The organism is Streptomyces sp. CB02261 (genome assembly GCF_001905665.1).
Classification (GTDB): domain Bacteria; phylum Actinomycetota; class Actinomycetes; order Streptomycetales; family Streptomycetaceae; genus Streptomyces.
In genome coordinates this window covers 224,891-250,262 of sequence record NZ_LIVX01000007.1, presented here as the reverse complement: position 1 = coordinate 250,262, position 25,372 = coordinate 224,891, and the positions used below count along the sequence as shown (strand labels likewise).

Below are 25,372 nucleotides of genomic sequence, written 5' to 3'. Positions count from 1 at the left end.
CCGTCCGGACCCCGGCCTTCCGGTTACTCCGCGGAGGCGGTGAGGTCGCCTCGGCGCGGGGCGGCGAAGCGGTCGAGCGCGGCGCGGTCCATGCCGGTGAGGGCGTCGACCTCGGCGGTGTCGAGGGCGCCGCAGTCGATGCCGCGCAGCAGGTAGGAGCTGAGGGCCTTGGCGGTGGCGGGCTCGTCCATGACGTCGCCGCCGGCGTGGTTGGCGTAGGCGGAGAGGCGCTTGGCGGCGGCCTCGAAGCCCTCGCGGTAGAAGGCGAAGACGGCGGCGTACCGGGTGGGGATGTGGCCCGGGTGCATGTCCCAGCCCTGGTAGTAGGCGCGGGCGAGGGCCCGGCGGGTGAGGCCGTAGTGGAGGCGCCAGGCCTCGTGGACGTGTTCCTTCGAGCCGACCGGGAGGACGTTGGTGGAGCCGTCGGAGACGCGTACGCCGGTGCCCGCGGCGGCGACCTGCATGATCGCCTTGGCGTGGTCGGCGGCCGGGTGGTCGCTCGCCTGGTAGGCGGCGGAGACGCCGAGGCAGGCGCTGTAGTCGAAGGTGCCGTAGTGGAGGCCGGTGGCGCGGCCCTCGGCGGCGCCGATCATCCGGGCGACGGCGGCGGTGCCGTCGGTGGCGAGGATGGACTGGCTGGTCTCGATCTGGATCTCGAAGCCGAGGCGGCCGGCGTCGAGGCCGTGGGCCTTCTCGAAGGCCTCCAGGAGCCGGACGAAGGCGGTGACCTGCTCGGGGTAGGTGACCTTGGGGAGGGTGAGGACGAGGCCGTCGGGGAGGCCGCCGTTCTCCAGGAGGCCGGTGAGGAAGACGTCGGTGGTGCGGATGCCCCGGTCGCGTACGGCGGCCTCCATGCACTTCATCCGGATGCCCATGTACGGGGCGGCGGTGCCGTTCCGGTACGCCTCCGAGATGAGCCGGGCGGCGCGGGCGGCGTCGGCGTCCTCGTCCTTTCCGGCGTATCCGTCCTCGAAGTCGACCCGGAGGTCCTCGATCGGCTCGCGCTCCAGCTTGGCGCGGACGCGGCCGTAGACGTCCTCGGCGAGATCCTCGGACAGGCCCAGGACGGCGGCGAACGAGGCGGCGTCGGGCGCGTGCTCGTCGAGGGCGGCGAGGGCCCGGTCGCCCCAGGAGCGGATGGTGCCGGCGTCGAAGACGTTCCCGGGGACGTAGACGGTGTGGACGGGCTGGCGGGTGCCGGGGTCCCCCGGGTAGCGGCGGTCCAGCTCGGCGTCCACCGCGGCGAGGGAGGCGCTGATGCCCTCGCTGACCGCGCCCGCGAGGCTCGTCGACACCTTCTCCTGCTGACCCATCCCACATCCTCCTGTTTTCCGCTGCACGGAATCAACAATCCGTATGGCGAAGTTAGTAGCCTGTCGGGACCTGAGTCAATGGTTGTCCGAAACGACCCGGGGCCGCACGGTGAGAGATCACCGTGCGGCCCCGGCCGCGAGAGAACCGCAGGTCAGCCCTTGCGGGTCTTGACCTCTTCGGTCAGCTGCGGGACGACGTCGAAGAGGTCGCCGACCACGCCGTAGTCGACGAGGTCGAAGATCGGCGCCTCGGCGTCCTTGTTGATCGCGACGATCGTCTTCGAGGTCTGCATGCCCGCGCGGTGCTGAATCGCGCCGGAGATGCCGGAGGCGATGTACAGCTGCGGCGAGACCGACTTGCCGGTCTGGCCGACCTGGTTGGAGTGCGGGTACCAGCCGGCGTCGACGGCGGCGCGGGAGGCGCCGACGGCCGCGCCGAGGGAGTCGGCGAGCGCCTCGATGATCGCGAAGTTCTCGGCGCCGTTGACACCGCGGCCACCGGAGACCACGATCGCGGCCTCGGTCAGCTCGGGGCGGCCGGTCGACTCGCGCGGGGTACGGCCGGTCACCTTGGTGCCGGTGGCCAGCGCGCCGAAGGAGACCGTGAGGGCCTCGACGGTGCCGGCGGCCGGGGCGGCCTCCACAGGGGCCGAGTTCGGCTTGACCGTGATGACCGGGGTGCCCTTGGAGACACGGGACTTGGTGGTGAAGGAGGCGGCGAACGCGGACTGCGTCGCGACCGGGCCCTCGTCACCGGCCTCCAGGTCCACGGCGTCGGTGATGATGCCGGAGCCGATGCGGACCGCGAGGCGGGCCGCGATCTCCTTGCCCTCGGCGGAGGACGGGACGAGCACGGCGGCCGGGGAGACAGCTTCGTACGCGGCCTGGAGGGCGTCGACCTTCGGGACGACCAGGTAGTCGGCGAACTCGGGGGCGTCGGCGGTGAGGACCTTCACGGCGCCGTGCTCGGCGAGCGCGGCGGCGGTGTCGGCGGCGCCGTTGCCCAGGGCGACGGCGACGGGCTCACCGATGCGGCGGGCGAGGGTCAGCAGCTCCAGGGTGGGCTTGCGGACGGCTCCGTCGACGTGGTCGACGTAGACGAGAATCTCAGCCATGGGACTTCAATCTCCTGCGAGGGGAAAGGGGCGGGTCTGAGGGGCTCGCGCGAGCCGGACGGGCGTCCGGATCGCGAGGCTGAGTCTTAGATGAACTTCTGCTCCGCAAGGAAGCCGGCCAGCTGCTTGCCGCCCTCGCCCTCGTCCTTGACGATCGTGCCCGCGGTGCGCGCGGGGCGCTCGGCGGCCGAGTCGACCGCGGTCCAGGCGCCGGCGAGGCCGACCTCGTCCGCGTCGATGTCCAGGTCGTCCAGCTCCAGGGACTCCACCGGCTTCTTCTTGGCGGCCATGATGCCCTTGAAGGAGGGGTAGCGCGCCTCGCCCGACTGGTCCGTCACGGAGACGACGGCCGGGAGGGAGGCCTCCAGCTGCTCGGAGGCGGTGTCGCCGTCACGGCGGCCCTTCACGACGCCGTCCTCGATGGAGACCTCGGAGAGCAGCGTGACCTGCGGGACGCCCAGGCGCTCGGCGAGGATCGCCGGCAGGACACCCATGGTGCCGTCGGTGGAGGCCATGCCGGCGATGACGACGTCGTAGCCGGTCTTCTCGATCGCCTTGGCGAGCACCAGCGAGGTGCCCATGACGTCGGTGCCGTGCAGGTCGTCGTCCTCGACGTGGACGGCCTTGTCGGCGCCCATCGAGAGCGCCTTGCGCAGCGCGTCCTTGGCGTCCTCGGGGCCGACCGTGAGCACGGTGACCTCGGCGTCGTCCGCCTCTTCGGCGATCTGCAGGGCCTGCTCGACCGCGTACTCGTCGAGCTCCGACAGCAGGCCGTCGACGTCGTCGCGGTCGACCGTCAGGTCGTCCGCGAACTTGCGGTCTCCGGTCGCGTCGGGCACGTACTTCACACAGACAACGATCCTCAAGCTCACGCCGGCTCTCCTACTGCATCGTCATAACTGGGCTGCCTTGTTGCTCGCAGCATAGGCGCCTGAAGGGCGGGTTTCCGGTCGGGGCGCCGGACGCCCCGACCGAAATATTACTCGCCAGTACACCCAGTTCGTTACCAGTAAGCAAGCGCTCAGACGTGTGATCTGGCCAACGCTCGCGGAGCCGGCCGCACGGGAACCTCAGTCGCGCAGGGCGTTGAAACGTCCGTGGTGATAGAGGAGCGGCCGGCCGGCCCCGTCCGGGTCCCCCGCGACCGCCTGCGCGATCACGATCCGGTGGTCACCGGCGGGCACACGGGTCACCACGCGGCAGACCATCCAGGCAAGGACGCCGTCGAGCACGGGGACGCCCTCGGGTCCGATGCTCCAGCGCGTCCCCTCGCCGAAGCGGTCGGCTCCGCTGCGCGCGAACGTGGCGGCGAGGTCCTGCTGGTGCTCGCCGAGTATGTGCACCCCGATGTGCTCGGCGTCGGCGAGCACGGGCCAGCTGGAGGAGGAGGTGCCCACCCCGAAGGAGATCAGCGGGGGGTCCGCGGCGACGGAGTTGAGCGAGGTCGCGGTGAAACCGACCGGGTGCTCGCCGTGCGCGGTGACGACCGCGACACCGGCGGCGTGCCTGCGGAAGACGGAACGGAGCAGATCGGGAGAGGCCTGCCGGGGGGCGCCGATGAGGGGGACGGCGCGGAGCTCGGGCGAAACCGTCATGGAGTTGTCCTTCTGCGAGGGCGGCATGGATGAGGTCCTGGGGTCGTCAGAGACCCGGACAGCGCGCGCTCGCGTTGCGGGCCAGGTCCACGTGGGTCCGGCCGTAGAGAAGGAGTTCTGGGGGCACTCCGTCAGGGTGACGATCGTTGCCGCGTGCAGTCAAGTGGGTACCGGCATGTGGGAGAAGTGTCACCGCGTCAGACCGCGCGCCCCAGGGCGGCGATGACATCGGCCCTGCGGGGCTGCCCGGCGGCCCGGCGGACGACCCGGCCCGTCCGGTCGAGGACGAGGACGGTGGGGGTCCGCGCGATGCCGAGCTCGCGTACGAGATCGAGCCGCTCCTCGGCGTCGATCTCCACGTGACCCACGCCCGGCACCATCGCGGCGACCTCGGCGAGGGTGCGGCGGGTGGCCCGGCAGGGCTGACAGAAGGCCGTGGAGAACTGGACGAGGGTGGCCCGCTCCCCCAGTTCGGCGCCGAGCACGTCGGATCCGAGCACCTCGGTCACTCCTCTTCCCCTTACGTCGGCGTGTCCCAGGTGCAGCGTCGCACGGGGCCGTTCGATTCCCGCCACGGCCACCGCGAGTGACGAGAATCTCCCTGTGCGAAGCCGCCTGGACTGGTCACGGCGCCCCACATGGGGCACGATCTGCCCCAAAGCCGAAAACCTACGGCTGCGTAACTTCGCGGGGAGACCATCCCCAGGCACACGAAGAAGAGGTTCCTCTCCGATGGCAGAACTCGTCTATCGACCGGTCGTCGGTGCCGCGCTCACCCTGTTCAAGGCACTCGACCTGAAGATCGACACGCAGGGTTCCGAGCACATCCCGCGGACCGGCGGGGCGGTGCTGGTCAGCAACCACATCAGCTACCTCGACTTCATCTTCACGGGTCTCGCGGCGCTGCCGCAGAAGCGCCTGGTGCGCTTCATGGCGAAGGACTCGGTCTTCCGGCACAAGATCGGGGGGCCGCTCATGCGCGGCATGAAGCACATCCCGGTGGACCGCGCGCAGGGCGAGCACGCCTACAAGCACGCGCTCGAGTCGCTGCGGTCCGGGGAGATCATCGGTGTCTTCCCCGAGGCGACCATCTCGCAGTCCTTCACGCTGAAGGGCTTCAAGACGGGTGCTGCGCGCCTGGCGCAGGAGGCGGGCGTCCCGCTGATCCCGATGGCGCTCTGGGGCACCCAGCGGCTGTGGACGAAGGGCCGCCCCCGGAACTTCAAGCGGAGCCACATCCCGGTGACGATCCGCGTCGGCGAGCCCCTCGAGGCCCCCGCCGACCAGTACGCGGGCGCCATCACACGACGGCTGCGCGAGCGCGTCCAGGAGCTCCTGGAGGCCGCGCAGCGGTCCTACCCGGTGCGCCCCAAGGACGCGAGCGACACCTGGTGGGTGCCCGCGCACCTCGGGGGTACGGCTCCGACGCCGGCCCAGGTCAAGGAAGCGGGCTGACGGTCGTCCACGCGCGGGCCCGCCCCCGCACCTTCCCCGGGGGACGCCGGACCGTCACTCCGGGTCCCTGACGGTGATCCGGGCTCCGGGGCTGAGCTTCTCCAGCGACTCGGCGAGCTCGGCGCCCGCCGCGAGGAGCTCGTCCCGGGTCATGGGGGCGAGCGACTCCAGCAGGAAGACGGCGTCGACCGTGTCGTCGTCGATCCGGGTGCGGGGCCCCTGGCGCCAGTTCCAGCGCCGACAGGTGACCCCCTCCTCGTCGCACCAGACGATCTCCCCGGGCTCCGGGTGCTCCACCGTCTCCTCGCCGCCCGCCACGGTGACGAAGGGCTCGTCGCCGGCGGCCCGGACGAGGCGCATGGCGCCCCGGATCCTGCCCAGGTCCTCGCCGCCGACCGGGATGAGATGGGCGACACTGATCGCGTTGTAGGCGTCGACGAGCCGGTTGATCCGGGGCAGTCCGCCGTCCGCGAGCGCCCGGCGGGCGAGCGCCTCTGCGGAGTTGCGGGTGCGGGAGGGCTTGGCGCCGAACGCGCTGTACGCGGCGCGCCAGGCGGCGATGTGCGGGTCCTGGTCCGGGGTCCGGCCTCCGAGGCGCTCGGCGAGGCGTCGCGCGGCCTCGTCGAGGAGGGCCGCGCTGGTGTCGTCACTGGGCCCGTTGACCAGACCGCGGGCCTCGATCACGAGCGCGGTGAAGCCGGGTACGAGGGTGCGCACCTCGTCGGAGACGGTGAGCGTGAGGGTCATGGTCCGCCGTTCGCTGGAGTACGGGGTCAGAGCTCCGTGGGGAGCGTCCGCCAGAGGGCCGGCCGGTCGGGCGCGGCGCGCAGCGCGTCCAGAACGGCCGGGTGTGGTTCAGTGTAGAGCACCGGATAATCCACTTCATTGAACTCCGGGCGTACGGTCCAGGCCAGTCGCTCCTCCTCCAGGGAGAACCGGGCGTCGACGCCGGGCTTGTTGCCCCGTACGTCCTGCCGGGCCCAGCCGCGCTCGCCGGGGAGCAGGAGCGCGACGAGGCCGTGGATCACGGGGTTCGCGCCGTCGTCGTCGGCGAGCCGCTGGTAGCAGAGGGCCGCCGGGATGCCGCGGGCCCGCAGGAGCGCGGCGTACGCGATGGACTTGGCGTAGCAGATGCCGGTGCGGTGTTCCAGGACGTCGGAGGCGCGCCAGGTGACGCGGAGGTCGCCCGCGTCGATGGAGTGGGGCACGGTGTCGCGTACGTAGGTGTAGGCCGCGGCGGCGTATGCGTATGCGTCGGGGTGCCGACCGGAGAGGTCGCGCACGACGGCCCGGACCACCGGGTGCTCATGGTCGACGGCCTCGCCGGCGGCGAGATAGGCGTCGATTTCGGGGTTCTGCTGGACGAGTTCCATGCGGGGCGAGCGTACGGAAACGGCCGGACGCAAGTCAATGACTTTCCGTCCGGCCGCATACTCATGCAGAACAACTCAGCGGGCGAGTTCTTCCTTCAGGGCCTGGAGGAAGGAGTCCACGTCGTCCTCCGTGGTGTCGAAGGCACACATCCAGCGGACGTCGCCGGCGGCCTCGTCCCAGAAGTAGAAGCGGAAGCGCTCCTGGAGCCGCCTGCTCACCTCGTGCGGCAGCCGGGCGAAGACCGCGTTGGCCTGGACCGGGTAGAGGATCTCCACCCCGTCCACCTCGCGCACGCCCGCCGCGAGGCGCTGGGCCATCGCGTTGGAGTGCCGGGCGTTGCGCAGCCACAGGTCCTTCGAGAGGAGGGCCTCCAGCTGCACCGACACGAAGCGCATCTTCGACGCGAGCTGCATGGACAGCTTGCGCAGGTGCTTCATGTGGCTGACCGCGTCGGGGTTGAGGACGACCACGGCCTCGCCGAAGAGCATGCCGTTCTTCGTGCCGCCGTACGAGAGGACGTCGACGCCCACCGCGTTGGTGAACGCGCGCATCGGCACGTCGAGGGAGGCGGCGGCGTTGGCTATCCGGGCCCCGTCGAGGTGGACCTTCATGCCCTTGGAGTGGGCGTGCTCGACGATCGCGCGGATCTCGTCGACGGTGTAGACGGTGCCCAGCTCGGTGTTCTGGGTGATGGAGACGACCTGGGGCATCGCCCGGTGCTCGTCCTCCCAGCCCCAGGCCTGCCGGTCGATCAGCTCGGGGGTGAGCTTGCCGTCCGGGGTCGGCACGGTGAGCAGCTTGAGGCCGCCCATCCGCTCCGGCGCCCCGCCCTCGTCGACGTTGATGTGCGCGGACTCGGCGCAGATGACGGCGCCCCAGCGGTCGGTGAGCGCCTGGAGCGCGGTCACGTTCGCCCCGGTCCCGTTGAAGACGGGGAAGGCCTCGGCGCTGGGGCCGAAGTGGCTGTGCATGATGCGCTGGAGGTGCTCGGTGTACTGGTCCTCGCCGTAGGCGACCTGGTGGCCGTCGTTGGCGAGGGCGAGGGCCGCGAGCACCTCGGGGTGGGCGCCGGCGTAGTTGTCGCTGGCGAAGCCCCGGACCGACGGGTCGTGGTGCCGACGCGCGTCGGTCCTGGGGCCGAGGGCCGCGGTCACGGCTTGGGGGTCAGCCACAGACGCTGTCCATTCACTTCCTGGGCGGGCCTGTCCCACAGACCGGCGATCTCGTCGGCGAGATCGCCGACGTCGGTGAAGCCCGCGAACTTCGCGTTGGGGCGTTCGGCGCGCATGGCGTCGTGCACCAATGCCTTGATCACCAGGATGGCAGCCGCCGCCTGCGGGCCGTCGTCGCCCCCCAGCTTGCGGAACGAGTCCGCCATGGCCAGGGTCCAGGCCTCCGCGGCGGCCTTGCCGGCGTTGTAGGCGGCGTTGTTGGCCAGCGGCTTGTGCGCGCCGACCTGGCTGATCAGGGCGTACCGGCCGCGTCCGCCCGCGCGGAGCAGGCCGTCGTGGAAGGCGAGCGAGGTGTGCTGGACCGTACGGATCAGGAGCTTCTCCAGGAAGTCCCAGTCCTTGAGGTCGGTCTCCGTGAAGGAGGCGCTGCCGCGCCAGCCGCCGACCAGGTGGACCAGGCCGTCGATGCGGCCGAACTCCTTCTCGGTCTTCTCGGCCCAGTCGCGCGTGGCGTCCAGGTCGAGCAGATCGACCGTGTCACCGATGACGGTGGCCCCGCCGTGCGCGTAGCGGGCGGCGTCGACGGCCTCGGCGAGCCGGGTCGGGTCGGCGTCGGAGCCGACGACGGTCGCGCCCGCCTCGGCGAGGCGCAGCAGGGCGGCGCGGCCCGCGGGGCCGGCCGCGCCGGCGACCGCGATGACGGCACCTTCGAGCGACCCGCTGTTTCCGTTGGCGTTCATGGGCGACGCCTCCTCCGTGTCCTCGGTACGAGCGCTCACGCGGCGGCCCGCTCGGTCCGCGAAACGTCGGCGGCGGTGATGCCCTTGGTGTCGGCGATCACGCCCTTCAGCTTCTTGGCGAGGGCCTCAAAGAACATGCTGAGCGGAAACTCGTCCGGAAGCACGTCGTCGACGAGCTTGCGGGGCGGGAGCGACAGGTCGAGGGCGTCGGGGCCCTTGGCCCACTTCGATCCCGGGTGCGGGGCGAGGTAGGTGGAGACGAGCTCGTACGCCTTGAACCAGTGGACGAGCTTGGGGCGGTCGATGCCGTCGCGGTAGAGGGTCTCGATCTCGGCGCAGAGCTGGTTGGTGACCTCGGGGGCCCGCTGCCAGTCGATCTTCAGGGTGTTGTCCGTCCAGCGCACCACGTCGTGCTTGTGGAGGTACGCGAAGAGGAGCTGGCCGCCGAGACCGTCGTAGTTGCGGGTGCGGTCGCCGGAGAGCGGGAAGCGGAACATCCGGTCGAAGAGGACCGCGTACTGCACGTCACGGCCGTGCGTGTTGCCCTCGGCCTCCAGCTTCACGGCCTCCTTGAAGGCGGTGAGGTCGCAGCGGAGCTCCTCCAGGCCGTACATCCAGAAGGGCTGGCGCTGCTTGATCATGAAGGGGTCGAAGGGCAGGTCCCCGTGGCTGTGGGTGCGGTCGTGGACCATGTCCCAGAGCACGAAGGCCTTCTCGCAGCGCTCCTGGTCGTCGATCATCGCGGCGATGTCGGCGGGCAGCTGGAGGCCCAGCGTGTCGACGGCGGCCGCGGTGACCTTGCGGAAGCGCGCGGCCTCGCGGTCGCAGAAGATGCCGCCCCAGGTGAAGCGCTCCGGAGCCTCGCGGACGGCGATGGTCTCCGGGAAGAGGACGGCCGAGTGGGTGTCGTACCCGGCGGTGAAGTCCTCGAAGGTGATGCCGCAGAAGAGCGGGTTGTCGTAGCGGGTCGCCTCGAGCTCGGCGAGCCACTCCGGCCACACCATGCGGAGCACGACGGCTTCGAGGTTGCGGTCCGGGTTGCCGTTCTGCGTGTACATCGGGAAGAGCACGAGGTGCTGGAGCCCGTCCACGCGGTCGGCCGCGGGCTGGAACGCGAGCAGCGAGTCCAGGAAGTCCGGGACGGTGAAGCCGCTCTCGGCCCACTTGCGCAGGTCGTCGACGAGGGCGCGGTGGTAGGCGCCGTCGTGCGGGACGAGCGGGGAGAGCTGCTCGACCGCGGCGGTGACGCGGTCGATGGTCAGCTCGACGAGGGAGCGGGCGGGTGCGCCCTCGGCCTCGAAGTCGATGGAGCCGTCCGTGCTCTGCCAGGCGCGGATCTCCTCCACGGCATCCTTGAGCTCGGGCCAGGCGGGGTGGTCGATCACCCGGGCGGCATCGAGGGATATCCCCCCACCGGTCACGTCCTGCACAAGAATTTCCGTCATTCCTCTTCCTCCACAGGAGAACCTCGCGTCAAGACACCGTAACCATCGACGGATCTCCATGACAAGGGGAGCAAGAGAAATTATCCTGCGCGACCCCCCTGTCGACGGAAGTTTTTCCTGTGCGACAGGGTTGAGGCCACCCTTCCGCCGTCCGGTCAGCTCAGCGGCTTCACGAGCAGCTCGAACTCCAGGTCGTCGCGCTGCGGCACGCCGAAGCGCTCGTCGCCGTACGGGAACGGCGACATCCGGCCGGTGCGCCGGTAGCCGCGCCGCTCGTACCAGGCGATGAGCTCCTCCCGTACGGAGATCACCGTCATGTGCATCTCCCCCGCGCCCCAGAGTTCACGCACCCGGCGCTCGGCCTCCGCGATGATCTGCTTGCCCAGGCCCGCGCCCTGCAGCTCGGGGCGGACCGCGAACATCCCGAAGTAGGCCGCCTTCCCCCGGTGCTCCAGCTGACAGCAGGCGACGATCTCGCCCCCGCGCTCGACGACCAGGAGCCGGCTGTCCTCAGCGGTGATCACGGCCGCCACGCCGTCGGGGTCGGTCCGCTGCCCCTGGAGGATGTCCGCCTCGGTGGTCCAGCCGCCCCGGCTGGCGTCGCCCCGGTAGGCCGACTCGACGAGCGGCACGAGGGCCGGGACATCGGCGAGGACCGCCTCGCGGTAGCTGATCCGGCCGGTCTCGTGCGACGTGGCGGTGTCCATGCGGGACGTGGCGGTGTCCATGTGAACGGGGCTCCCCTCGGGCGCTGACGATCGTCGTGCGCGATCGTCCCGAGCCTAACGCGCGTGCCCTTCACTCCCCTTCGTACGCCTGTGTGCGCCCGTGCGCCCGCGTGGGTGCCGCCGGCGACGGGCAGTCCTCCGGGGAACGGACGGCGTCGAGGGGGAGGTGTGCCGTGCACGGACCGGCTCTGTCCGGGTGGCTCATGGTCGCGCTGTGCGCGGCCGCGGGCGCGTACTGCCTGTTGCGGATGCGCGTGTGCGCCGGGGAGGAGCGACGGACGGCGGGCGGCGAGGCGGTGATGGGGTTCGGGATGGCGTCCATGGCGCTGCCCGCCGCGGTGCTCACGCCGCCGGGGTGGAGCTGGGCGGTGTACGCCGCGGTGTTCGGCTGCGCGGCCCTGCGCGGCCTGCTCGCGCTCCGGCACGGCGGTCGCCATCTGCACCATCTGGTCGGCTCGCTCGCCATGGTCTACATGGCGGTGGCGATGGCCTCCCCCGGCGCGGGGGCGCACGCGGGGCACACGGCCGGCGCGGCGGGCGGCATACCCGTCCTCACGGGCGGACTGCTCCTCTACTACATGGTGTACGTGCTGCACGCGGGCGCGAGACTCGTGCCGGTGGCGGCGGCCGCCGCGGGCGGCGGCCCGGGGCAGGCCTGGACGGCCCGGCCGGAGCTGGCGCTCGTCTGCCGGCTGTCGATGGCGCTCGCCACGCTGGCGATGCTCGTGACCTTGTAGGCGGGCGCCCAACAAAACCGTGGCGTACGTCACTTGCCGTCCGAGGCCGTACCCCCGACCGGTACCGCACTCATAGGGTGACGCCCATGTGGGTCTCCCTCGCGCTGTTCCTGCTCGGCGTCCTGACCGCCCTCGCGGCCCCCCGGCTGCTCTCGCGGGCGGACTGGGTGGAGCGAGAACCCGTGGTGGCCCTCTGGGTGTGGCAGTGCGCGGTCGCCGCCGTGCTGCTGAGCTTCGCACTCTCCATGACCTTCAGCGCGTCGACCGCCTGGCAGGCCGTACGGGGGCAGGTCTTCGCCCCCGCGCCACGCGCGGTGGTCGACGCGTACGAGCTCGGCACGACCGGGCCCTGGTCCGCGGTCCTCGCGGTGATCCTCGCGGCCGGCGGGGTCTGGTCCGGGGCGATGCTGGGCCGGGAGATCGGCCGGGCCCGCGCCCGGCGCCGCCGGCGCCGCTGCGACCTGCTCGTCCGCTCCCCCCTGCTGCCCGGGGAGGCGCCCGGCAGCGAACGTCTCGTGGTCCTCGAGGGCGAGCGGGCGGACGCCTGGTGGCTCACGGGACCCACGCCCCAGCTGGTCATCACGACGGCGGCGCTGCGGAGGCTGAAGGGGCGTCAGCTGGACGCGGTCCTGGCGCACGAGCAGGGCCATGCGCGCGCCCGGCACGACTGGCTGCTGCACTGCTCGGCGGCGCTGGCCGCCGGGTTCCCCGGCATCCCGGTCTTCGCGGCCTTCCGGGGAGAGATGCACCGGCTGGTGGAGCTGGCCGCCGACGACGTGGCCTCGCGCCGGTTCGGGCGCCTGACGATCGCGCTCGCGCTGGTCGAACTGAACGAGGACCGGGGCGTGTTCGGCCCCGGTCCCGCCCCGTACGCCGACCTGCCCCGGCGGGTGAACCGTCTGCTGACCGCCGCGCCCCGGCTGACGGCGGGGCGCCGCCTCCGGCTCACCGCCGCCGCGGCCCTGGTGCCGGCGGTCCCGGTCCTGGTCGCCTTCGTCCCCGCCTTCAGCGCGCTGGGCTAGGGGTGTCCTGTCGATCGGGCCGGATCAGGGAGCGGCGTGAGGCGCGGTGCCCGGCGTCGCGAGCCCGGCCTGATCACCGTGACACCTTTCAGGAGCTCCTTGCCGAGCAGTCGCGGACGCGTGGCGCGCGGAGGATCATGCATCGCCGTTCGTCGGGCAGGATCGCCTCATGCGCTCCTCCGCCGTGATCTCCGGTGCCCTGGCCGTTCTCCTGCTCGTCCTCGTCGCCGCGGGGTGGACGCCACTGCTCTCCTTCGACCGGTCCGTGGCCGAGACGCTCCACCGCGAGGCCCTCGCCCATCCCGGGCTCACCCGGGCCCACCGGGTCCTCAGCGACTGGGTCTGGGACCCGGTGACGATGCGCGCCCTGGCCGCCGCGACCGTCGTCCTGCTGTGGTGGTGGGGCGAGCGGCGTACGGCCCTGTGGGTGGCCGTGACCACCCTGCTGGCACTGGCGATCCAGCAGGGAGTGAAGGCGCTGGTGGGGCGGGAGCGGCCGCAGTGGGCGGACCCGGTCGACTCGGCCCGGTTCGCCGCCTTCCCGTCCGGGCACGCGATGGCCGCCACGGTCACCTGCGGGCTGCTGCTCTGGGTGCTCGCGCTGCGCTGGAGGCCCGAGTGGCGCGGCTGGGGCACGCTCGCGACCGCCGCGCTCGTGTCCGTGATCGGTGTCGGCTGGACACGCGTCTACCTGGGCGTGCACTGGTTCTCGGACGTTCTCGCGGGCTGGCTCCTGGGCTGGTGCTGCGTGGCCGTCGCGGTCCTCACGTACCGCAGGAGCGAGCGGCTCGGCGCCCCGGCCGACCCCCGCGCCGGGGAGGACGGCGGGAGCAGAATGGGAGACACACGATGAAGCCGCCTGTTCTGGACGATCCCCCGTGTCGCCCAGAACAGACGGCATCCCCGGCGGTCTGCCACACGGGCATGCCGACGGGATGCGCCGAGTATATTGGCCGGCAGCCAGTCAACGCAGGAGTCCAGCATGTCCCCGCGTAGCCCATCGGTCAATGAAGAGCTTCGACGCAGATCCCGGGAGCGCATTCTGCAGGCGACGGTGGAGCTCGTCGACACCCATGGCTACGAATCGACCACCCTGGGCGACATCGCGGAGCGTGCCGGTACGGCGCGCGGGCTGATCTCCTACTACTTCCCGGGCAAGCGGCAGCTCCTGCAGGCGGCGGTGCACCGTCTGATGCACCTCACCCTGGAGGAGGCGCTGGAGCGCGAGCCGCGCACGGAGGACGGCCGCGAGCGGCTGGCCCGCGCGATCGACGCGATCCTGGGGCTCGCGGCGGAGCGGCCCACCCTGATGCGGACCCATATGGCGGGCATCCTGCAGGCCGAGGGGTTCGTGCAGTGCGAGGAGCAGCAGCGGCTCGCGTTCCTGCTGCGGGACACGGTCACCCGGTACGGCTCCGAGGACGTGGACACGGACTATCCGCTGCTGCGCGCCCTGCTGATGGGCGCGGTGGTGGCGGTGCTGCTGCCGGGCGCCAGGATGCCGCTGGCGCGGCTGCGGGCGGAGCTGTTCCACCGGTACGGCCTCGACTGGGAGGCGGGCGTGCCGCCGGACGGGGGTCCGCCCGACGGCACGCCGACGATCAGGCCGTCAGCCGGCCCTGTCCGTCCCGGTCAGTCGTCGAAGTCGAAGTAGTCCGGCTGGGTCTGGACGTTGAGCTCGTCCATCCGGATCCGCTTCGCGGGGTCGGTACGACGGTCCGAGAGCTTCAGGACGTCGAAGCCCTTGGCGATGTCGTTCGAGTAGATGTAGCCGTTGTAGTAGTACGCGGACCACGAGCCACCGGTGGAGATGGTGGTGGCGGACACGGGGCCGCGCTCGAAGTAGGCGATCTCCTTGGGCTTGGCCGAGTCGGTGAAGTCCCAGACGGAGACACCGCCCTGGTACCAGGCCTGGACCATGAGGTCCTTGCCCTTGACCGGGATCAGCGAGCCGTTGTGGGCGACACAGTTCTCGGTGTCGGCCTGGTGGCGGGGGATCTTGAAGTAGCTGCGGAAGACGAGGTCGCGGTGCTTGCCCTTGCCGACGATGTCGTAGATGCCGTTGGCGCCGCGGTTCGGACCGACCTGGGCGTTGCAGGTGGCCGCGCCGCCGCCGCCGAGCTCGTCGGTGAAGACGACCTTGTCGGTCTTCTGGTTGAAGGTCGCGGAGTGCCAGAACGCGAAGTTGACGTTGTCCTGGACCTGGTCGATCACCCGGGGGCGCTCGGGGTCCTCGATGTCGAAGAGGATGCCGTCACCCATGCAGGCACCGGCCGCGAGGTTCTTCTCCGGCAGCACGGTGATGTCGTGGCAGCCGGTGGTCTTGGAGACGCCCGGGTTGGTGGGACCGCCCGGGTTGCCGCCGCCGTCCGGGCCCTCGCCCGGGAAGAGGACGGGGAAGCTGACGATCGCGGCCTTCTCCGGCGACTTGCGGGGGACCTTGATCACCGAGATGCCGTCGTGCGGCGGCTGGCAGTCCGGGAACGCGGCGTTGGGCGAGTACGAGGAGACGTAGACGTACACGTCCTTGCGCTTCGGCACCAGCGTGTGGGTGTGTGAGCCGCAGGCGGTCTCGACGGCGGCGACGTACTTCGGGTTGGCGACGTCGCTGATGTCGAAGATCTTCATGCCCTCCCAGGATTCCTTGACCGAGGCGGGCTGCGAGGTGCTGGCGCAGCTGTTGTCGCTCCGGGAGGAGTCCGTCGACAGGAACAGGAGATCCCCGGAGACGGAGATGTCGTTCTGGGAGCCCGGGCAGAGGACCTGGGCGACGGTCTTCGGGGCCTTCGGGTTGCTGATGTCGAAGATCCGGAAGCCGTCGTAGTTGCCTGCGAAGGCGTACTTGCCCTGGAAGGCCAGGTCCGAGTTGGTGCCCTTGAGGGCGTCCTTGGGGATGTTCGCGAGGTGCTCGATGTTCGAGCTGTGGACGATCTCGTCCACGCCGGGTATCTCACCGCTCTGGATGGCGGAGCGCGCGTCCGCGGCCTGCTCCGCGGAGACCTTGCCCTGTACGGGCGCGTCTCCGGGGTCGGGTGTGGCGGCCGCGGGGCCGGCCACGAGCATGGTGGCGAGCAGTCCGGCGGCGGCGGACGCCACGCCGAGGCGTCTGAGCCGTGCACGCGGGTCGCGCGTGATGGACGTGGTACGCGGGGTACGCAACGAAGTCACTCCGTCCTCCCTGGTATCCGTTCAGCGTTGAACGGGTGTTGGACCCCGGCAGTATCTTCCTTGCCGTGCACATCTCAACAGATGGCAACGCAGATGTAATGAAGGTTTTTGCTTGAAGGCCCGGAGAAAAGTGCTAGGAACGGTCCTTGTCCCCGCACGAACATCTGGAGGTCGCGTTGTTGATCCGCCGTCAGCGAGCCGTCCTGGCCGCGGCCCTGTCCGCCGTCGCCGTACTCGCCCTCACCGCCTGCGAGTCGGGGCCGGACGAGGGCGCGCCCGAGGCGAAGGCCTCGGCGGGGAACTCGGTGGTCGCACCGGGCAAGCCCGGTGAGCAGGCCCGGCGGATATCCCCGGAGGAGGCCGCCCGGCTGCTGCCGGACGAGAGCCCCAACAGCGCGGACTTCCGCTACGCGCAGATGATGATCGTGCATCACCGGCAGGCCCTGACGATGACGTCGCTGGCCCCGCAGCGGGCGGGGTCGACCGGGGTGAGGAAGGTGGCCGAGCGGATCGCCGCGGCGCAGCAGCCGGAGATCGGGGCGATGGAAGGCTGGCTGAAGAACAACGGTGGACCGCGCGAACAGCCGGGCCACGACCATCACTCGATGCCGGGCATGGCGACCGAGGAGCAGCTGAAGGAGCTGAGGAACGCCAGGGGCGCGGCCTTCGACACGCTGTTCCTGAAGCTGATGATCACGCATCACGAGGGGGCGGTGACGATGGCCGCCGAGGTGCTGAGCGAGGGCAACAACGTTCTCGTGGAGGAGATGGCGAACGACGTGATCGCCCAGCAGACCTCGGAGATCAACAGGATGCGGTCGCTGTAGGGCTCAGCCCCCAGGCTCCCCCTAGGCCCCCTGAGCCTCCCCCTGGGCCTCCTGGGGGAGCGCCCCGTCCTCGCGGTCGGCCTGGGCCCCGGCGGCGGCGAGGACGGCGTCCAGGAGGCCGGGGAAGAGCGCGTCGAGGTCGTCGCCGCGCAGGGCGTTGAGCTTCGCCGTACCGCGGTACACCTGCTGGATGACGCCGCTCTCGCGCAGCACCCGGAAGTGGTGCGTCGACGTGGACTTGGTCACCGGGAGGTCGAAGTACGAGCAGCTCAGCTCGACGCCCTCGCGCGCCATGTCCCGCACGATGCTCAGGCGCACCGGGTCCGAGAGCGCGTGCAGCACCGCCTCCAGACGGATCCGGTCGCGCGCGGGATGGTCGAGGGCGCGAGGGCTGGTGGCGGTCGTCATGGCGGCGGCTCCACTTCATCCGGGATACCGCTCATTGTACGAGAACTCTCGTAGTTTGACAGGCGCCGTACTACGATGGGTACCGTACTAGCGTCCTTCGAGGCATCCCGAAACGGAGTCCGTCATGAGCGTCGCCCTGTTCCAGCCCTACACCCTGCGGTCCCTCACCGTGCCCAACCGGGTCTGGATGGCGCCCATGTGCCAGTACTCGGCGGAGATGACCGGCCCGAACGCGGGTGTCGCCACCGACTGGCACTTCGCCCACTACGCCGCCCGCGCCACCGGCGGCGCCGGACTCATCCTCGTCGAGGCGACCGCGGTCGCCCCCGAGGGCCGGATCAGCCCCGCGGACCTCGGCCTCTGGAACGACACCCAGACCGAGGGCCTGCGCCGGATCGCCTCCTTCCTCAAGGACCACGGCACCGTGCCCGGCATCCAGATCGGCCACGCCGGCCGCAAGGCCTCGACCAGGCGCCCGTGGGAGGGCCGGGGACCCGTCCCCGAGGGCGGACCCGGCTGGCAGCCCGTCGGGCCCAGCCCCGTCGAGTTCGCCGAGGGCTACCCGGTGCCGACCGAGCTGACCGTGGAGCGGATCCGGGAGATCACCGGGCAGTTCGCCGACGCGGCCCGGCGCGCGCTCGACGCGGGTTTCCAGGTCGTCGAGGTGCACGGCGCCCACGGCTACCTCATCGGCGAGTTCCTCTCCCCGCACAGCAACCACCGCACGGACGCGTACGGCGGCTCCTTCGAGAACCGGACCCGCCTCGCCCTCGAGGTCGTCGACGCCGTCCGGTCCGTGTGGCCCGAGGAACTCCCCGTCTTCTTCCGCGTCTCGGCCACCGACTGGCTGGCGGAGCAGGGCTGGACGGTCGACGAGACCGTACGGTTCGCCGCTCTCCTCCGCGAGCACGGCGTCGACCTGCTCGACGTCTCCAGCGGCGGCAACGGCGGTCCCGCCGAGATCCCGCTGGGCCCCGGGTACCAGGTGCCGTTCGCGGCCCGGGTCAGGGCGGAGACCGGGCTGCCGGTGGCCGCCGTCGGTCTGATCACCGAGAGCGGGCAGGCCGAGAAGATCGTCGCCAACGGCGAGGCCGACGCGGTCCTCCTCGGCCGCGAGCTGCTGCGCGACGCCTCCTGGGCCCGCCGCGCCGCCCGTGAACTGGGCGCTTCGACACACGCGGCCCCGGCGCCGTACGCCTGGGCGATCTGACCGCCCGCTTCGGGACCCGGGGCGCGGGAGTGTCCGGGGGCCGTTGTCAGTGGCCGGGTGCAGACTGGCCCGTATCCGCGACAACGGCGTCCTGGAGGCAGCCATGCCCGACGTACTCCTGACCGTAGGCACCCGCAAGGGGCTCTTCATCGGCCGCAGGCACGACGGCCGATGGGAGTTCGACGATCCGGCCTTCCCCGCGCAGGCCGTCTACTCGGTCGCCATCGACAAGCGGGGAGCGGGCCCACGGCTGCTCGTGGGCGGGGACAGCGCCCACTGGGGGCCGTCCGTCTTCCACTCCGACGACCTCGGCAGGAACTGGACCGAACCGGCGCGGCCCGCCGTCAAGTTCCCCGAGGACACCGGTGCCTCCCTGGAGCGCGTCTGGCAGCTGCACCCGGCGCCGGAGCACTCCCCCGGCGTCGTGTACGCCGGGACGGAGCCGGCGGCGCTCTTCAGATCGGCGGACGGCGGGGAGTCGTTCGAGCTCGTCCGCCCGCTCTGGGAGCACCCGACCCGCTCCGCGTGGGTGCCCGGCGGGGGCGGCGAGGCCGTGCACACCGTGGTGACCGACCGGCGCGACCCGGAGGCGCTCACGGTCGCGGTGTCCACCGCCGGCGTGTTCCGCTCACGGGACGGCGGAGCCGCCTGGGAGCCCTCCAACCAGGGGGTGTCGGCGGTGTTCCTGCCGGACCCGAACCCCGAGTTCGGGCAGTGCGTCCACAAGATCGCCCAGGACGCGGGCAACCTGGACCGGCTCTACCTCCAGAACCACTGGGGCGTGTTCCGCAGCGACGACGCGGGCGCCAGCTGGTCCGACATCGGGGCCGGTCTGCCCTCCGACTTCGGCTTCGCGGTCGCCGCGCACCCGCACCGCTCGGACACCGCCTATGTCTTCCCCATCACCGCGGACTCCGACCGCGTCCCGGCCGGCCGCCGGTGCCGGGTCTACCGCACGACCGACGCGGGGGCCACCTGGGAGCCGCTGACGAAGGGGCTGCCGGAGGCCGACCACTACGGGACGGTGCTCCGGGACGCGCTGTGCACGGACGACGCGGACCCGGCGGGCGTGTACTTCGGCAACCGCAACGGCGAGGTGTACGCGAGCGCGGACGACGGGGACAGCTGGCAGCTCCTCGCCCGGCACCTGCCGGACGTGCTGTGCGTCCGGGCGGCGGTGATCTGAACCCGTGGGGACGGAGCCCCTGGCGGGCGGGGGCTCCACCCGCCCGCCCGCCGCGCCGGTGGGCACCGTCAGGGCAGGCGCCAGTCCACGGGCTGGGCGCCCTGCTCCAGGAGCAGTTCGTTGGCGCGGCTGAAGGGCCGCGAGCCGAAGAAGCCGCGGTCCGCCGACATCGGGGACGGGTGCGCGGACTCGATCGCCGGCAGGTTGCCGAGGAGCGGGCGGGCGTTCCGGGCGTCGCGGCCCCACAGGATCGACACGAGCGGCTTGCCACGGGCGGCCAGCGCGCGGATGGCCTGCTCGGTCACCTCTTCCCAGCCCTTGCCGCGATGGGCGGCCGGCTTGCGCGGGGCGGTGGTCAGCGCCCTGTTGAGCAGCAGCACGCCCTGGCGGGTCCACGGGGTCAGGTCGCCGTTGGAGGGCCTCGGCATCCCGAGGTCCGTGTGCAGCTCCCGGAAGATGTTCTCCAGGCTCCCCGGCAGCGAGCGGACCTCCGGGGCCACCGCGAAGCTCAGGCCGATCGCCATCCCCGGTGTGGGGTAGGGGTCCTGACCCACGATCAGGACCCGGACCTCGTCGAAGGGTTGCTGGAAGGCCCGCAGCACGTGCTGTCCGGCCGGCAGGTACGTCCTGCCGGCGGCGATCTCCGCACGGAGGAAGTCACCCATCTCCGCCACCCGTCCCGCGACGGGGCTCAGGGCCTCCGCCCAGCCGGGCTCCACCAGTTCCTTCAACGGTCGCGCTGTCACGGTCCGTCACTCTACCGGCCTACGGTGACACCCACCCCGGTCCTCTCCCCGGCCCCAAGGCCGTGTCCGGAAAGTCCCGCCTGGCTCGCGACGCCTGGCACGCGCGCTCGCCGCGTTGTCGGGATCTCCCGAGTACGCCCAGCACGAGGGCGACCCTCCGCCTTGCGATCGCACGCACCAGACGCCGCGTGCCCCGCCCCGCGGGCGGACGGCGCTGCTTCCCGGACACGGCCTAGACTCCGCCCCCTGTCCACCCACCGACGCGAGGACGGTCCACCGTGGTTTCCGTGCACGAGTCCCCTGGCCCCGCCGCCCCGACCGGCGGCCTCGTCGTCGGCGTCGACTCCGGCGGCTCGGGGCTCCGGATCTCCCTGGCCGAGGCCGAGACCGGGGTCGTCCTCGGCACGCACGTCTCCCGTGAACCGGTGCGCACCGGTCCCGGCGGCATCTCCGCCCGGCACTTCCTCGACCAGGTGCTGCCCGCCGTCCACGCCCTGACGGCGCCCCACGGTGCCCGGCCGGTCGTCGCCGCGGCCGTCGGCGCCGCGGGGATGGCGACCCTCGGGGACGAGCTGCGGGCCGAGCTGCCCCGCGCCTTCGCCGCGGCGTGGGGGGCGGGGCGGCTCGCGCTCGCGGCCGACGCGGTCACGGCGTACGCCGGGGCCCTCGGACAGCGGCCGGGCGCCGTCGTCGCGGGCGGGACCGGCATGATCGCGCTCGGCACGGACCTCACGGCCTGGCGGCGGGCCGACGGCTGGGGCCACCTCCTCGGCGACTGCGGCAGCGGTGCCTGGATCGGCCGGGCGGGCCTGGAGGCGGCGATGCGCGCGTACGACGGGCGGCGCGGCGGCTCCACGGCCCTCCTGGCCCGTGCCGAGAAGCTGTTCGGGCCGGCGGCCGGGCTGCCGGGCGCGCTCTACCCGCGCACGGACCGGCCCGCGGTGCTGGCCTCGTTCGCGCCCGAGGTCGGGCGGTGTGCCGCGGAGGACCCGGTGGCGGCGGACATCCTGACGCGGGCGGCCGGTCACATCGCCGAAGCCGCCGAGGCGGCGTGCCCCGCGGGCCCCGGGGCGCTGGTGGCCCTGACCGGAGGCCTGTTCAAGATGGGCGACGCCCTCCTCGTACCGCTGCGCGCCGCGCTCGGGGAGCGGATCCCGCACGCCAGGGCCGTGGACCCGGCGGGGGATCCGGCGGCCGGTGCGGTCGCGCTCGCGGCTGCGCTCGCCACCGGCACGCTGCGGCTGCCGGAGGACCCCTCGCTGCTGCGTCTCTTCGACGGCGTGGCGCTCTCGGCGCCGGAGGCATCCGCCCAGGTGGGAGGCGGTGTCCGGGCGCCCGATGGCGGCCGGGGCCACAACCAGGGGGGACATACGGGGACAGAAGGCGCGTGACCGCACCTCAGCCGACGGCGCTCCGGGCGAAACCAGTAGCATGCGGCGCCATGAGCTCCCCCACTGGGCCTGCTTCCGGCCTGCCTGTACGAATGCCTCGACCCCGTCAGTCCGGGCGGCACCGTCGCCCCGAACCCGCGGCGGCGCCCGAGGGCGCTCCCGCACTGGTTCTCGCTGTGCCCGGCGTGCCGTCCGCCGCCATACGCTCGCTGGCCGAAGAGGTCGTGAGCATCGCCCGCTCCGAGCTGCCGGGCCTGGAGGCCCTGATCGGCTTCCTGGAGGGCGACGACACCGAGTACCCCTCGCTGGCGACCGTGCTCACGTCCGCCTCCGCGATGCGCACCCAGCGGTACGAGCTGGCCCTGGCCGCCGGCCGCGAGGTCAGCGCCCCGACGGGCCCCGCCGCGGTCCTCGTGCCGCTGCTCGCGGGCCCCGACAGCGCCCAGACGCGCCAGGTGCGCCAGGCCGTGATGGACGCCGGCAACACCGCCGAGCTGACCGATGTCCTCGGCCCGCACCCGCTGCTCGCCGAGGCGCTGCACGTGCGTCTCTCGGAGGCGGGCCTGGCCCGCGCCGACCGCGCCCGGCTCTTCACGGTCGCCACGGCCGCCGACGGCATCATCCTGGCCACGGTCGGCGGCGAGGAGGCCGTGCAGGCCGCGGGGATCACCGGCATGCTGCTCGCCGCGCGCCTCGCCGTCCCGGTGATGGCCGCCGCGCTCGACCAGGAGGGTTCGATCGCCTCGATCGCCGAGCAGCTGCGCGCCGCCGGCTCGGAGCAGCTGGCCCTCGCGCCGTACCTGATCGGCCCGGAGCTGGCCGAGGGTCTGCTCGACGTGGCCTCGAAGGAGGCCGGGTGCGCCGCGGCCGAGCCCCTGGGCGCCTACCCGGCGATCGGCAAGCTGGTGCTCTCGCAGTACACGTCCGCGCTGGGCATCCCGCCGCAGCAGCCGCAGGGCACCCCGGCGCTCTGAGGCCCCCGAGGCCGCGTCACCCCGCCCGTACGCCGAAGGGCCCGCACCGGATGTCCGGTGCGGGCCCTTCGGCGTACGGGTGCGTGCCGGCCCGCTGGGTGCGCCTGGTCAGCCGAAGACCACGCACGAGGCCGCGGGGGCCTCGATCGCGCCCGCCCGTACGGGGATTCCGGTCTCCGGGTCGAGGGTGAACCAGGTGACGTCGCCGGAGCGCTCGTTGGCCGCGTACAGATGCCGTCCTGACGGGGCGAGCGTCAGGTCGCGCGGCCAGGTGCCGGCGCAGGGCACGGTGGCGACGAGGGAGGCCTCGGCGCCGTCGGGGGCGAGGGCGAGCACGGCGAGGGTGTCGTCGCCGCGGACGGCGACCCACAGGAAGCGCCCGTCGGGTGCGACGACGATCGCGGAGGGGTGGCTGGGGCCGGTGGCGTCCTCGGGGACGACGGGGGTCTCGCCGAGCGGTTCGAGCACGCCCGCCGCCGCGTCCCAGCGGCAGACGGTGAGGGTGGGTTCCAGCTCGTTCAGGACGTACGCGTGGGTGCCCGCCGGGTGGAAGGCGAGGTGGCGCGGGCCGGTGCCGGGGCGGAGCGCGGTCTCGCCGTGGAGGCGGAGCGCCCCGGTGTCGGCGTCGAGGGCGCAGATCCGTACGGAGTCGGTGCCGAGGTCCACGCTGACGACCCAGCGTCCGCCGGGGGCGGGGAGGACCTGGTGGGCGTGCGGGCCCGCCTGGCGGGCGGCGACGGGTCCGCTGCCGGCGTGGCGCAGGACCGACGTGGCGGGCCGGGGGGTGCCGTCCTCGGCGAGGGGCAGGGCGGTGACGCTGCCGCCGGTGTAGTTGGCGGTGAGGAGGTGGCCGGCGGTGACGGCGAGGTGGGTGGGGGCCGCGCCGTCGACGGGGACGGGCGCGCCCAGCGGCCGCGGCGCGGGGCCGGTGACGTCGAAGGAGGCAACGGCCCCCGCCTCGGTCTCGGAGACGGCGTGGAGGACCGGGCCCGCGAGGGCGAGGTAGGAGGGGTCGGCGACCGCGTCACTGCCGCCGGTGACGGTCAGGGCGCCGGTCTCCTCGTCCACGTCCGCGGCCAGGACGCCCCGCCCGCCGGCCGACGTGAACGAGCCGATGTACGCCCGCACCGCGCTCCGCCCCTGAACCGTCCCTGTGCCGCCCATGGCGCCTCCCCTCTCCCCGGGCCGGTCGTGGTCGACCGGCCTGCGTCCGGCCGACGGTAGCAGGCGGTCTAGACCAGAGCGGTGGAGGCGGGGCGGCGGCGCGTCAGGCCGCCGGGACCAGCGGGGCCCGGTGCGAGGTCCGGAGAGGTGCCGCGAGGCCGACGAGGGCCTGCTCCAGACCGTGCAGATGCCCGAGGGCCGCCTCCGCGCCGGGGTGGTGGTGCGGCACGCCGGGGGCCTCGGCCGCCGGCGTCCGGACCGGCTCCGCCGGGGGTACGAGGGCGTGGACCGCGGCCTCGACGCGCCAGGCGGCGGCCACGAGCCGGGCGTCGTGCGAGGCGTCCGGGTCGGCCGCGACGGCGGCGAGGCCCCGGATCTCGCGGGCGCAGTCGTCCAGGAGCGCGAGCACCCGGCGCGCCCGGGCCTTGCGGGCCCGCAGCGGGCTCAGCGGATGCACGAGCGGGGCGACGGAGAGCCGGACCCGGCCGAGCAGGACCTCCAGCTCGGCGGCGTGCGGCGCCGGGTCGACGCCCGGGTCGCCGGCGAGGCGCCGGGCGGCGGCGGTGGTGCAGGTGTGCACACAGGTCACGGCCCGCTCGATCCAGGCGTTGGTGGCGGCGTGCGTGGTCACCGGCAGCAGGGCCACGCCGATCACCGCGCCGATCGCCCCGACGGCGGTCTCCTGGAAGCGGAGGAGCAGCAGCCCGGGGTGCAGGACGCCGAGCAGTCCGTAGAGGAGTCCCGCCATGACGGTCACGAAGAACATCATCCAGCTGTACGAGAGCGGGGCGGTGTAGAAGATCCCGAAGACGCAGACGGCGACGAGCAGGGCGGTGGGGGCGGTCGCCCCGCCCAGCGGGACGGCGATGAGGAGGCCGGCCGCGATGCCGGCGACGGTGCCGAGGACGCGGCGGAAGCCGCGGACGAGCGTCTCGCCGCGCGAGGCGGTGTTGACGAAGATCCACCAGGCGGTGCCGACGGCCCAGTACCAGCGCTCGTGCGAGATCAGCTGGCCGGCGGCGAGCGCGACGGCGCAGGCGGCCGTGGCCTGGAAGGCCTGGCGGGTCGTGGGGCGGGCCAGGCCGGTGCCGGGCAGCGGGGCGGGCGCGGCGGGCGGCGGGACGCGCCGCTCGATGCACCAGGCGAGGAAGCGGACGGCCCCGACGGCGAGCAGGGCGAGGCCGACGGCCGCGTACAGCTCGGGGAGCTGCGCGGGGAGCGCGTGCAGGAACTGCGTGACGAAGAACTGCATGAACGCGAAGATCCCGAGGGCGTGCCCGCGCGGCCCCCAGCGGCGGGCGTACACCCCGGCGAAGACCACGAGCAGCCAGGCCGTGTCGCGGAGCAGGGGCGCGTCGTGCAGGACGGTCGCCAGCGCGAGGACGGGGAAGCCGACCGCGGGCAGCAGGGCGGTGGTGACGGCCTGGCGGCGGACGGTGGGGTCGGCCACGGTGAAGAGGGCGAGGAGGGCCGCGAGACCGGCGGTGATGGAGGCGGTCAGGGAGAGGCCGAGCAGTTCGGCCAGGGCGACCGCGAGCGTGATGCCGAGGACGGCGCGGAGCGAGACCCTGAGCCGGACGCGTCCCGGGTCAGGGGCCATGA

At 72.8% G+C, this 25,372-nt stretch carries 26 protein-coding genes; 10 read left to right on the top strand and 16 right to left on the bottom strand.

Features of this window, described 5'->3' with window-relative positions:
* Positions 1 to 23: 23 nt before the first annotated feature.
* The 5 genes from AMK29_RS23765 to AMK29_RS23745 form a co-directional block, all read right to left on the bottom strand.
* Positions 24 to 1,313 carry a DUF6986 family protein gene (locus AMK29_RS23765; RefSeq protein WP_073816360.1) on the bottom strand — a complete coding sequence of 430 codons (1,290 nt, stop codon included), beginning with the start codon at positions 1,311 to 1,313 and terminating at the stop codon, positions 24 to 26.
* Between the two features lie 152 nt (positions 1,314 to 1,465).
* Positions 1,466 to 2,428, bottom strand: a complete 963-nt coding sequence (locus tag AMK29_RS23760) for an electron transfer flavoprotein subunit alpha/FixB family protein (RefSeq protein WP_073816358.1) — start codon at positions 2,426 to 2,428, stop codon at positions 1,466 to 1,468.
* Between the two features lie 86 nt (positions 2,429 to 2,514).
* A complete protein-coding gene (locus tag AMK29_RS23755; RefSeq protein WP_073816355.1) occupies positions 2,515 to 3,300 on the bottom strand; it encodes an electron transfer flavoprotein subunit beta/FixA family protein in 786 nt (261 codons plus the stop codon).
* A gap of 198 nt (positions 3,301 to 3,498) precedes the next feature.
* The gene (locus tag AMK29_RS23750; protein WP_073817176.1) at positions 3,499 to 4,023 is read right to left on the bottom strand and encodes a flavin reductase family protein; all 525 of its coding nucleotides are present in this window, start codon (positions 4,021 to 4,023) and stop codon (positions 3,499 to 3,501) included.
* Between the two features lie 197 nt (positions 4,024 to 4,220).
* Complete coding sequence (locus AMK29_RS23745; RefSeq protein ID WP_241845698.1) at positions 4,221 to 4,562, bottom strand: TlpA family protein disulfide reductase; 342 nt, start codon at positions 4,560 to 4,562, stop codon at positions 4,221 to 4,223.
* A 193-nt stretch (positions 4,563 to 4,755) separates the two neighbouring features.
* On the opposite strand from AMK29_RS23745, the gene AMK29_RS23740 reads away from it, so the two are divergent.
* A complete protein-coding gene (locus AMK29_RS23740) occupies positions 4,756 to 5,478 on the top strand; it encodes a lysophospholipid acyltransferase family protein (protein WP_073816353.1) in 723 nt (240 codons plus the stop codon).
* A 54-nt stretch (positions 5,479 to 5,532) separates the two neighbouring features.
* On the opposite strand, the gene AMK29_RS23735 is transcribed toward AMK29_RS23740, so the two are convergent.
* The 6 genes from AMK29_RS23735 to AMK29_RS23710 all read right to left on the bottom strand — a co-directional run bounded on the left by AMK29_RS23735 (position 5,533) and on the right by AMK29_RS23710 (position 10,916).
* Entirely contained in the window at positions 5,533 to 6,225 is a 693-nt protein-coding gene (locus AMK29_RS23735) for a B3/B4 domain-containing protein (RefSeq protein WP_073816351.1), read from the bottom strand.
* A gap of 26 nt (positions 6,226 to 6,251) precedes the next feature.
* On the bottom strand, positions 6,252 to 6,851 hold the full coding sequence (locus AMK29_RS23730; RefSeq protein ID WP_073816348.1) for a transglutaminase-like domain-containing protein: 600 nt from the start codon (positions 6,849 to 6,851) through the stop codon (positions 6,252 to 6,254).
* 75 nt (positions 6,852 to 6,926) lie between these two features.
* Positions 6,927 to 8,006, bottom strand: coding sequence for a threonine aldolase family protein (locus tag AMK29_RS23725; RefSeq protein ID WP_073816346.1), 1,080 nt, complete (start codon positions 8,004 to 8,006; stop codon positions 6,927 to 6,929).
* Positions 8,003 to 8,764 (bottom strand): SDR family oxidoreductase, encoded by a 762-nt coding sequence (locus AMK29_RS23720; RefSeq protein ID WP_073816343.1) that lies wholly within the window; start codon positions 8,762 to 8,764, stop codon positions 8,003 to 8,005. The genes AMK29_RS23725 and AMK29_RS23720 overlap by 4 nt, the downstream gene beginning before the upstream one ends.
* A 35-nt stretch (positions 8,765 to 8,799) precedes the next feature.
* The gene (locus tag AMK29_RS23715; RefSeq protein WP_073816341.1) at positions 8,800 to 10,209 is read right to left on the bottom strand and encodes a DUF6421 family protein; all 1,410 of its coding nucleotides are present in this window, start codon (positions 10,207 to 10,209) and stop codon (positions 8,800 to 8,802) included.
* Positions 10,210 to 10,364: 155 nt separating this feature from the next.
* The gene (locus AMK29_RS23710; protein WP_073817171.1) at positions 10,365 to 10,916 is read right to left on the bottom strand and encodes a GNAT family N-acetyltransferase; all 552 of its coding nucleotides are present in this window, start codon (positions 10,914 to 10,916) and stop codon (positions 10,365 to 10,367) included.
* Positions 10,917 to 11,110: 194 nt separating this feature from the next.
* Between AMK29_RS23710 and AMK29_RS23705 the strand changes: the two genes are divergently transcribed.
* The 4 genes from AMK29_RS23705 (at position 11,111) to AMK29_RS23690 (ending at position 14,350) form a co-directional block, all read left to right on the top strand.
* Positions 11,111 to 11,674 carry a DUF5134 domain-containing protein gene (locus AMK29_RS23705; RefSeq protein ID WP_073816339.1) on the top strand — a complete coding sequence of 188 codons (564 nt, stop codon included), beginning with the start codon at positions 11,111 to 11,113 and terminating at the stop codon, positions 11,672 to 11,674.
* Positions 11,675 to 11,760: 86 nt separating this feature from the next.
* Positions 11,761 to 12,696: a M56 family metallopeptidase gene (locus AMK29_RS23700; protein WP_073816337.1), complete on the top strand. Its 936-nt coding sequence runs from the start codon at positions 11,761 to 11,763 to the stop codon at positions 12,694 to 12,696.
* Between the two features lie 169 nt (positions 12,697 to 12,865).
* On the top strand, positions 12,866 to 13,549 hold the full coding sequence (locus tag AMK29_RS23695; protein ID WP_073816334.1) for a phosphatase PAP2 family protein: 684 nt from the start codon (positions 12,866 to 12,868) through the stop codon (positions 13,547 to 13,549).
* A 129-nt stretch (positions 13,550 to 13,678) separates the two neighbouring features.
* Complete coding sequence (locus AMK29_RS23690) at positions 13,679 to 14,350, top strand: TetR/AcrR family transcriptional regulator (protein ID WP_073816332.1); 672 nt, start codon at positions 13,679 to 13,681, stop codon at positions 14,348 to 14,350.
* On the opposite strand, the gene AMK29_RS23685 is transcribed toward AMK29_RS23690, so the two are convergent.
* Positions 14,329 to 15,759, bottom strand: a complete 1,431-nt coding sequence (locus AMK29_RS23685) for an LVIVD repeat-containing protein (protein WP_241845696.1) — start codon at positions 15,757 to 15,759, stop codon at positions 14,329 to 14,331. The genes AMK29_RS23690 and AMK29_RS23685 overlap by 22 nt on opposite strands.
* Positions 15,760 to 16,043: 284 nt before the next feature.
* Between AMK29_RS23685 and AMK29_RS23680 the strand changes: the two genes are divergently transcribed.
* The gene (locus AMK29_RS23680; RefSeq protein ID WP_073816327.1) at positions 16,044 to 16,691 is read left to right on the top strand and encodes a DUF305 domain-containing protein; all 648 of its coding nucleotides are present in this window, start codon (positions 16,044 to 16,046) and stop codon (positions 16,689 to 16,691) included.
* A gap of 21 nt (positions 16,692 to 16,712) precedes the next feature.
* Here the strand turns inward: AMK29_RS23680 and AMK29_RS23675 are convergent, their stop codons facing one another.
* Positions 16,713 to 17,099 (bottom strand): ArsR/SmtB family transcription factor, encoded by a 387-nt coding sequence (locus AMK29_RS23675; RefSeq protein ID WP_073816325.1) that lies wholly within the window; start codon positions 17,097 to 17,099, stop codon positions 16,713 to 16,715.
* Between the two features lie 124 nt (positions 17,100 to 17,223).
* Between AMK29_RS23675 and AMK29_RS23670 the strand changes: the two genes are divergently transcribed.
* Both AMK29_RS23670 and AMK29_RS23665 read left to right on the top strand, forming a co-directional pair.
* A complete protein-coding gene (locus AMK29_RS23670; RefSeq protein ID WP_073816323.1) occupies positions 17,224 to 18,309 on the top strand; it encodes an NADH:flavin oxidoreductase/NADH oxidase in 1,086 nt (361 codons plus the stop codon).
* Between the two features lie 103 nt (positions 18,310 to 18,412).
* The gene (locus AMK29_RS23665; RefSeq protein ID WP_073816321.1) at positions 18,413 to 19,495 is read left to right on the top strand and encodes a WD40/YVTN/BNR-like repeat-containing protein; all 1,083 of its coding nucleotides are present in this window, start codon (positions 18,413 to 18,415) and stop codon (positions 19,493 to 19,495) included.
* Between the two features lie 68 nt (positions 19,496 to 19,563).
* On the opposite strand, the gene AMK29_RS23660 is transcribed toward AMK29_RS23665, so the two are convergent.
* Positions 19,564 to 20,241, bottom strand: a complete 678-nt coding sequence (locus AMK29_RS23660) for a uracil-DNA glycosylase (RefSeq protein WP_073816319.1) — start codon at positions 20,239 to 20,241, stop codon at positions 19,564 to 19,566.
* Between the two features lie 278 nt (positions 20,242 to 20,519).
* Here AMK29_RS23660 and AMK29_RS23655 point away from each other — a divergent pair, with 278 nt between their 5' ends.
* Together AMK29_RS23655 and AMK29_RS23650 are read left to right on the top strand one after the other, a co-directional pair.
* Positions 20,520 to 21,632, top strand: coding sequence for an N-acetylglucosamine kinase (locus AMK29_RS23655; protein WP_079197090.1), 1,113 nt, complete (start codon positions 20,520 to 20,522; stop codon positions 21,630 to 21,632).
* Positions 21,633 to 21,682: 50 nt separating this feature from the next.
* On the top strand, positions 21,683 to 22,606 hold the full coding sequence (locus AMK29_RS23650; protein WP_073816317.1) for a sirohydrochlorin chelatase: 924 nt from the start codon (positions 21,683 to 21,685) through the stop codon (positions 22,604 to 22,606).
* A gap of 108 nt (positions 22,607 to 22,714) precedes the next feature.
* Here the strand turns inward: AMK29_RS23650 and AMK29_RS23645 are convergent, their stop codons facing one another.
* Positions 22,715 to 23,770 (bottom strand): lactonase family protein, encoded by a 1,056-nt coding sequence (locus tag AMK29_RS23645; RefSeq protein WP_073816315.1) that lies wholly within the window; start codon positions 23,768 to 23,770, stop codon positions 22,715 to 22,717.
* A 103-nt stretch (positions 23,771 to 23,873) separates the two neighbouring features.
* Positions 23,874 to 25,370, bottom strand: a complete 1,497-nt coding sequence (locus AMK29_RS23640; RefSeq protein ID WP_073817169.1) for an FUSC family protein — start codon at positions 25,368 to 25,370, stop codon at positions 23,874 to 23,876.
* Positions 25,371 to 25,372: the final 2 nt, after the last annotated feature.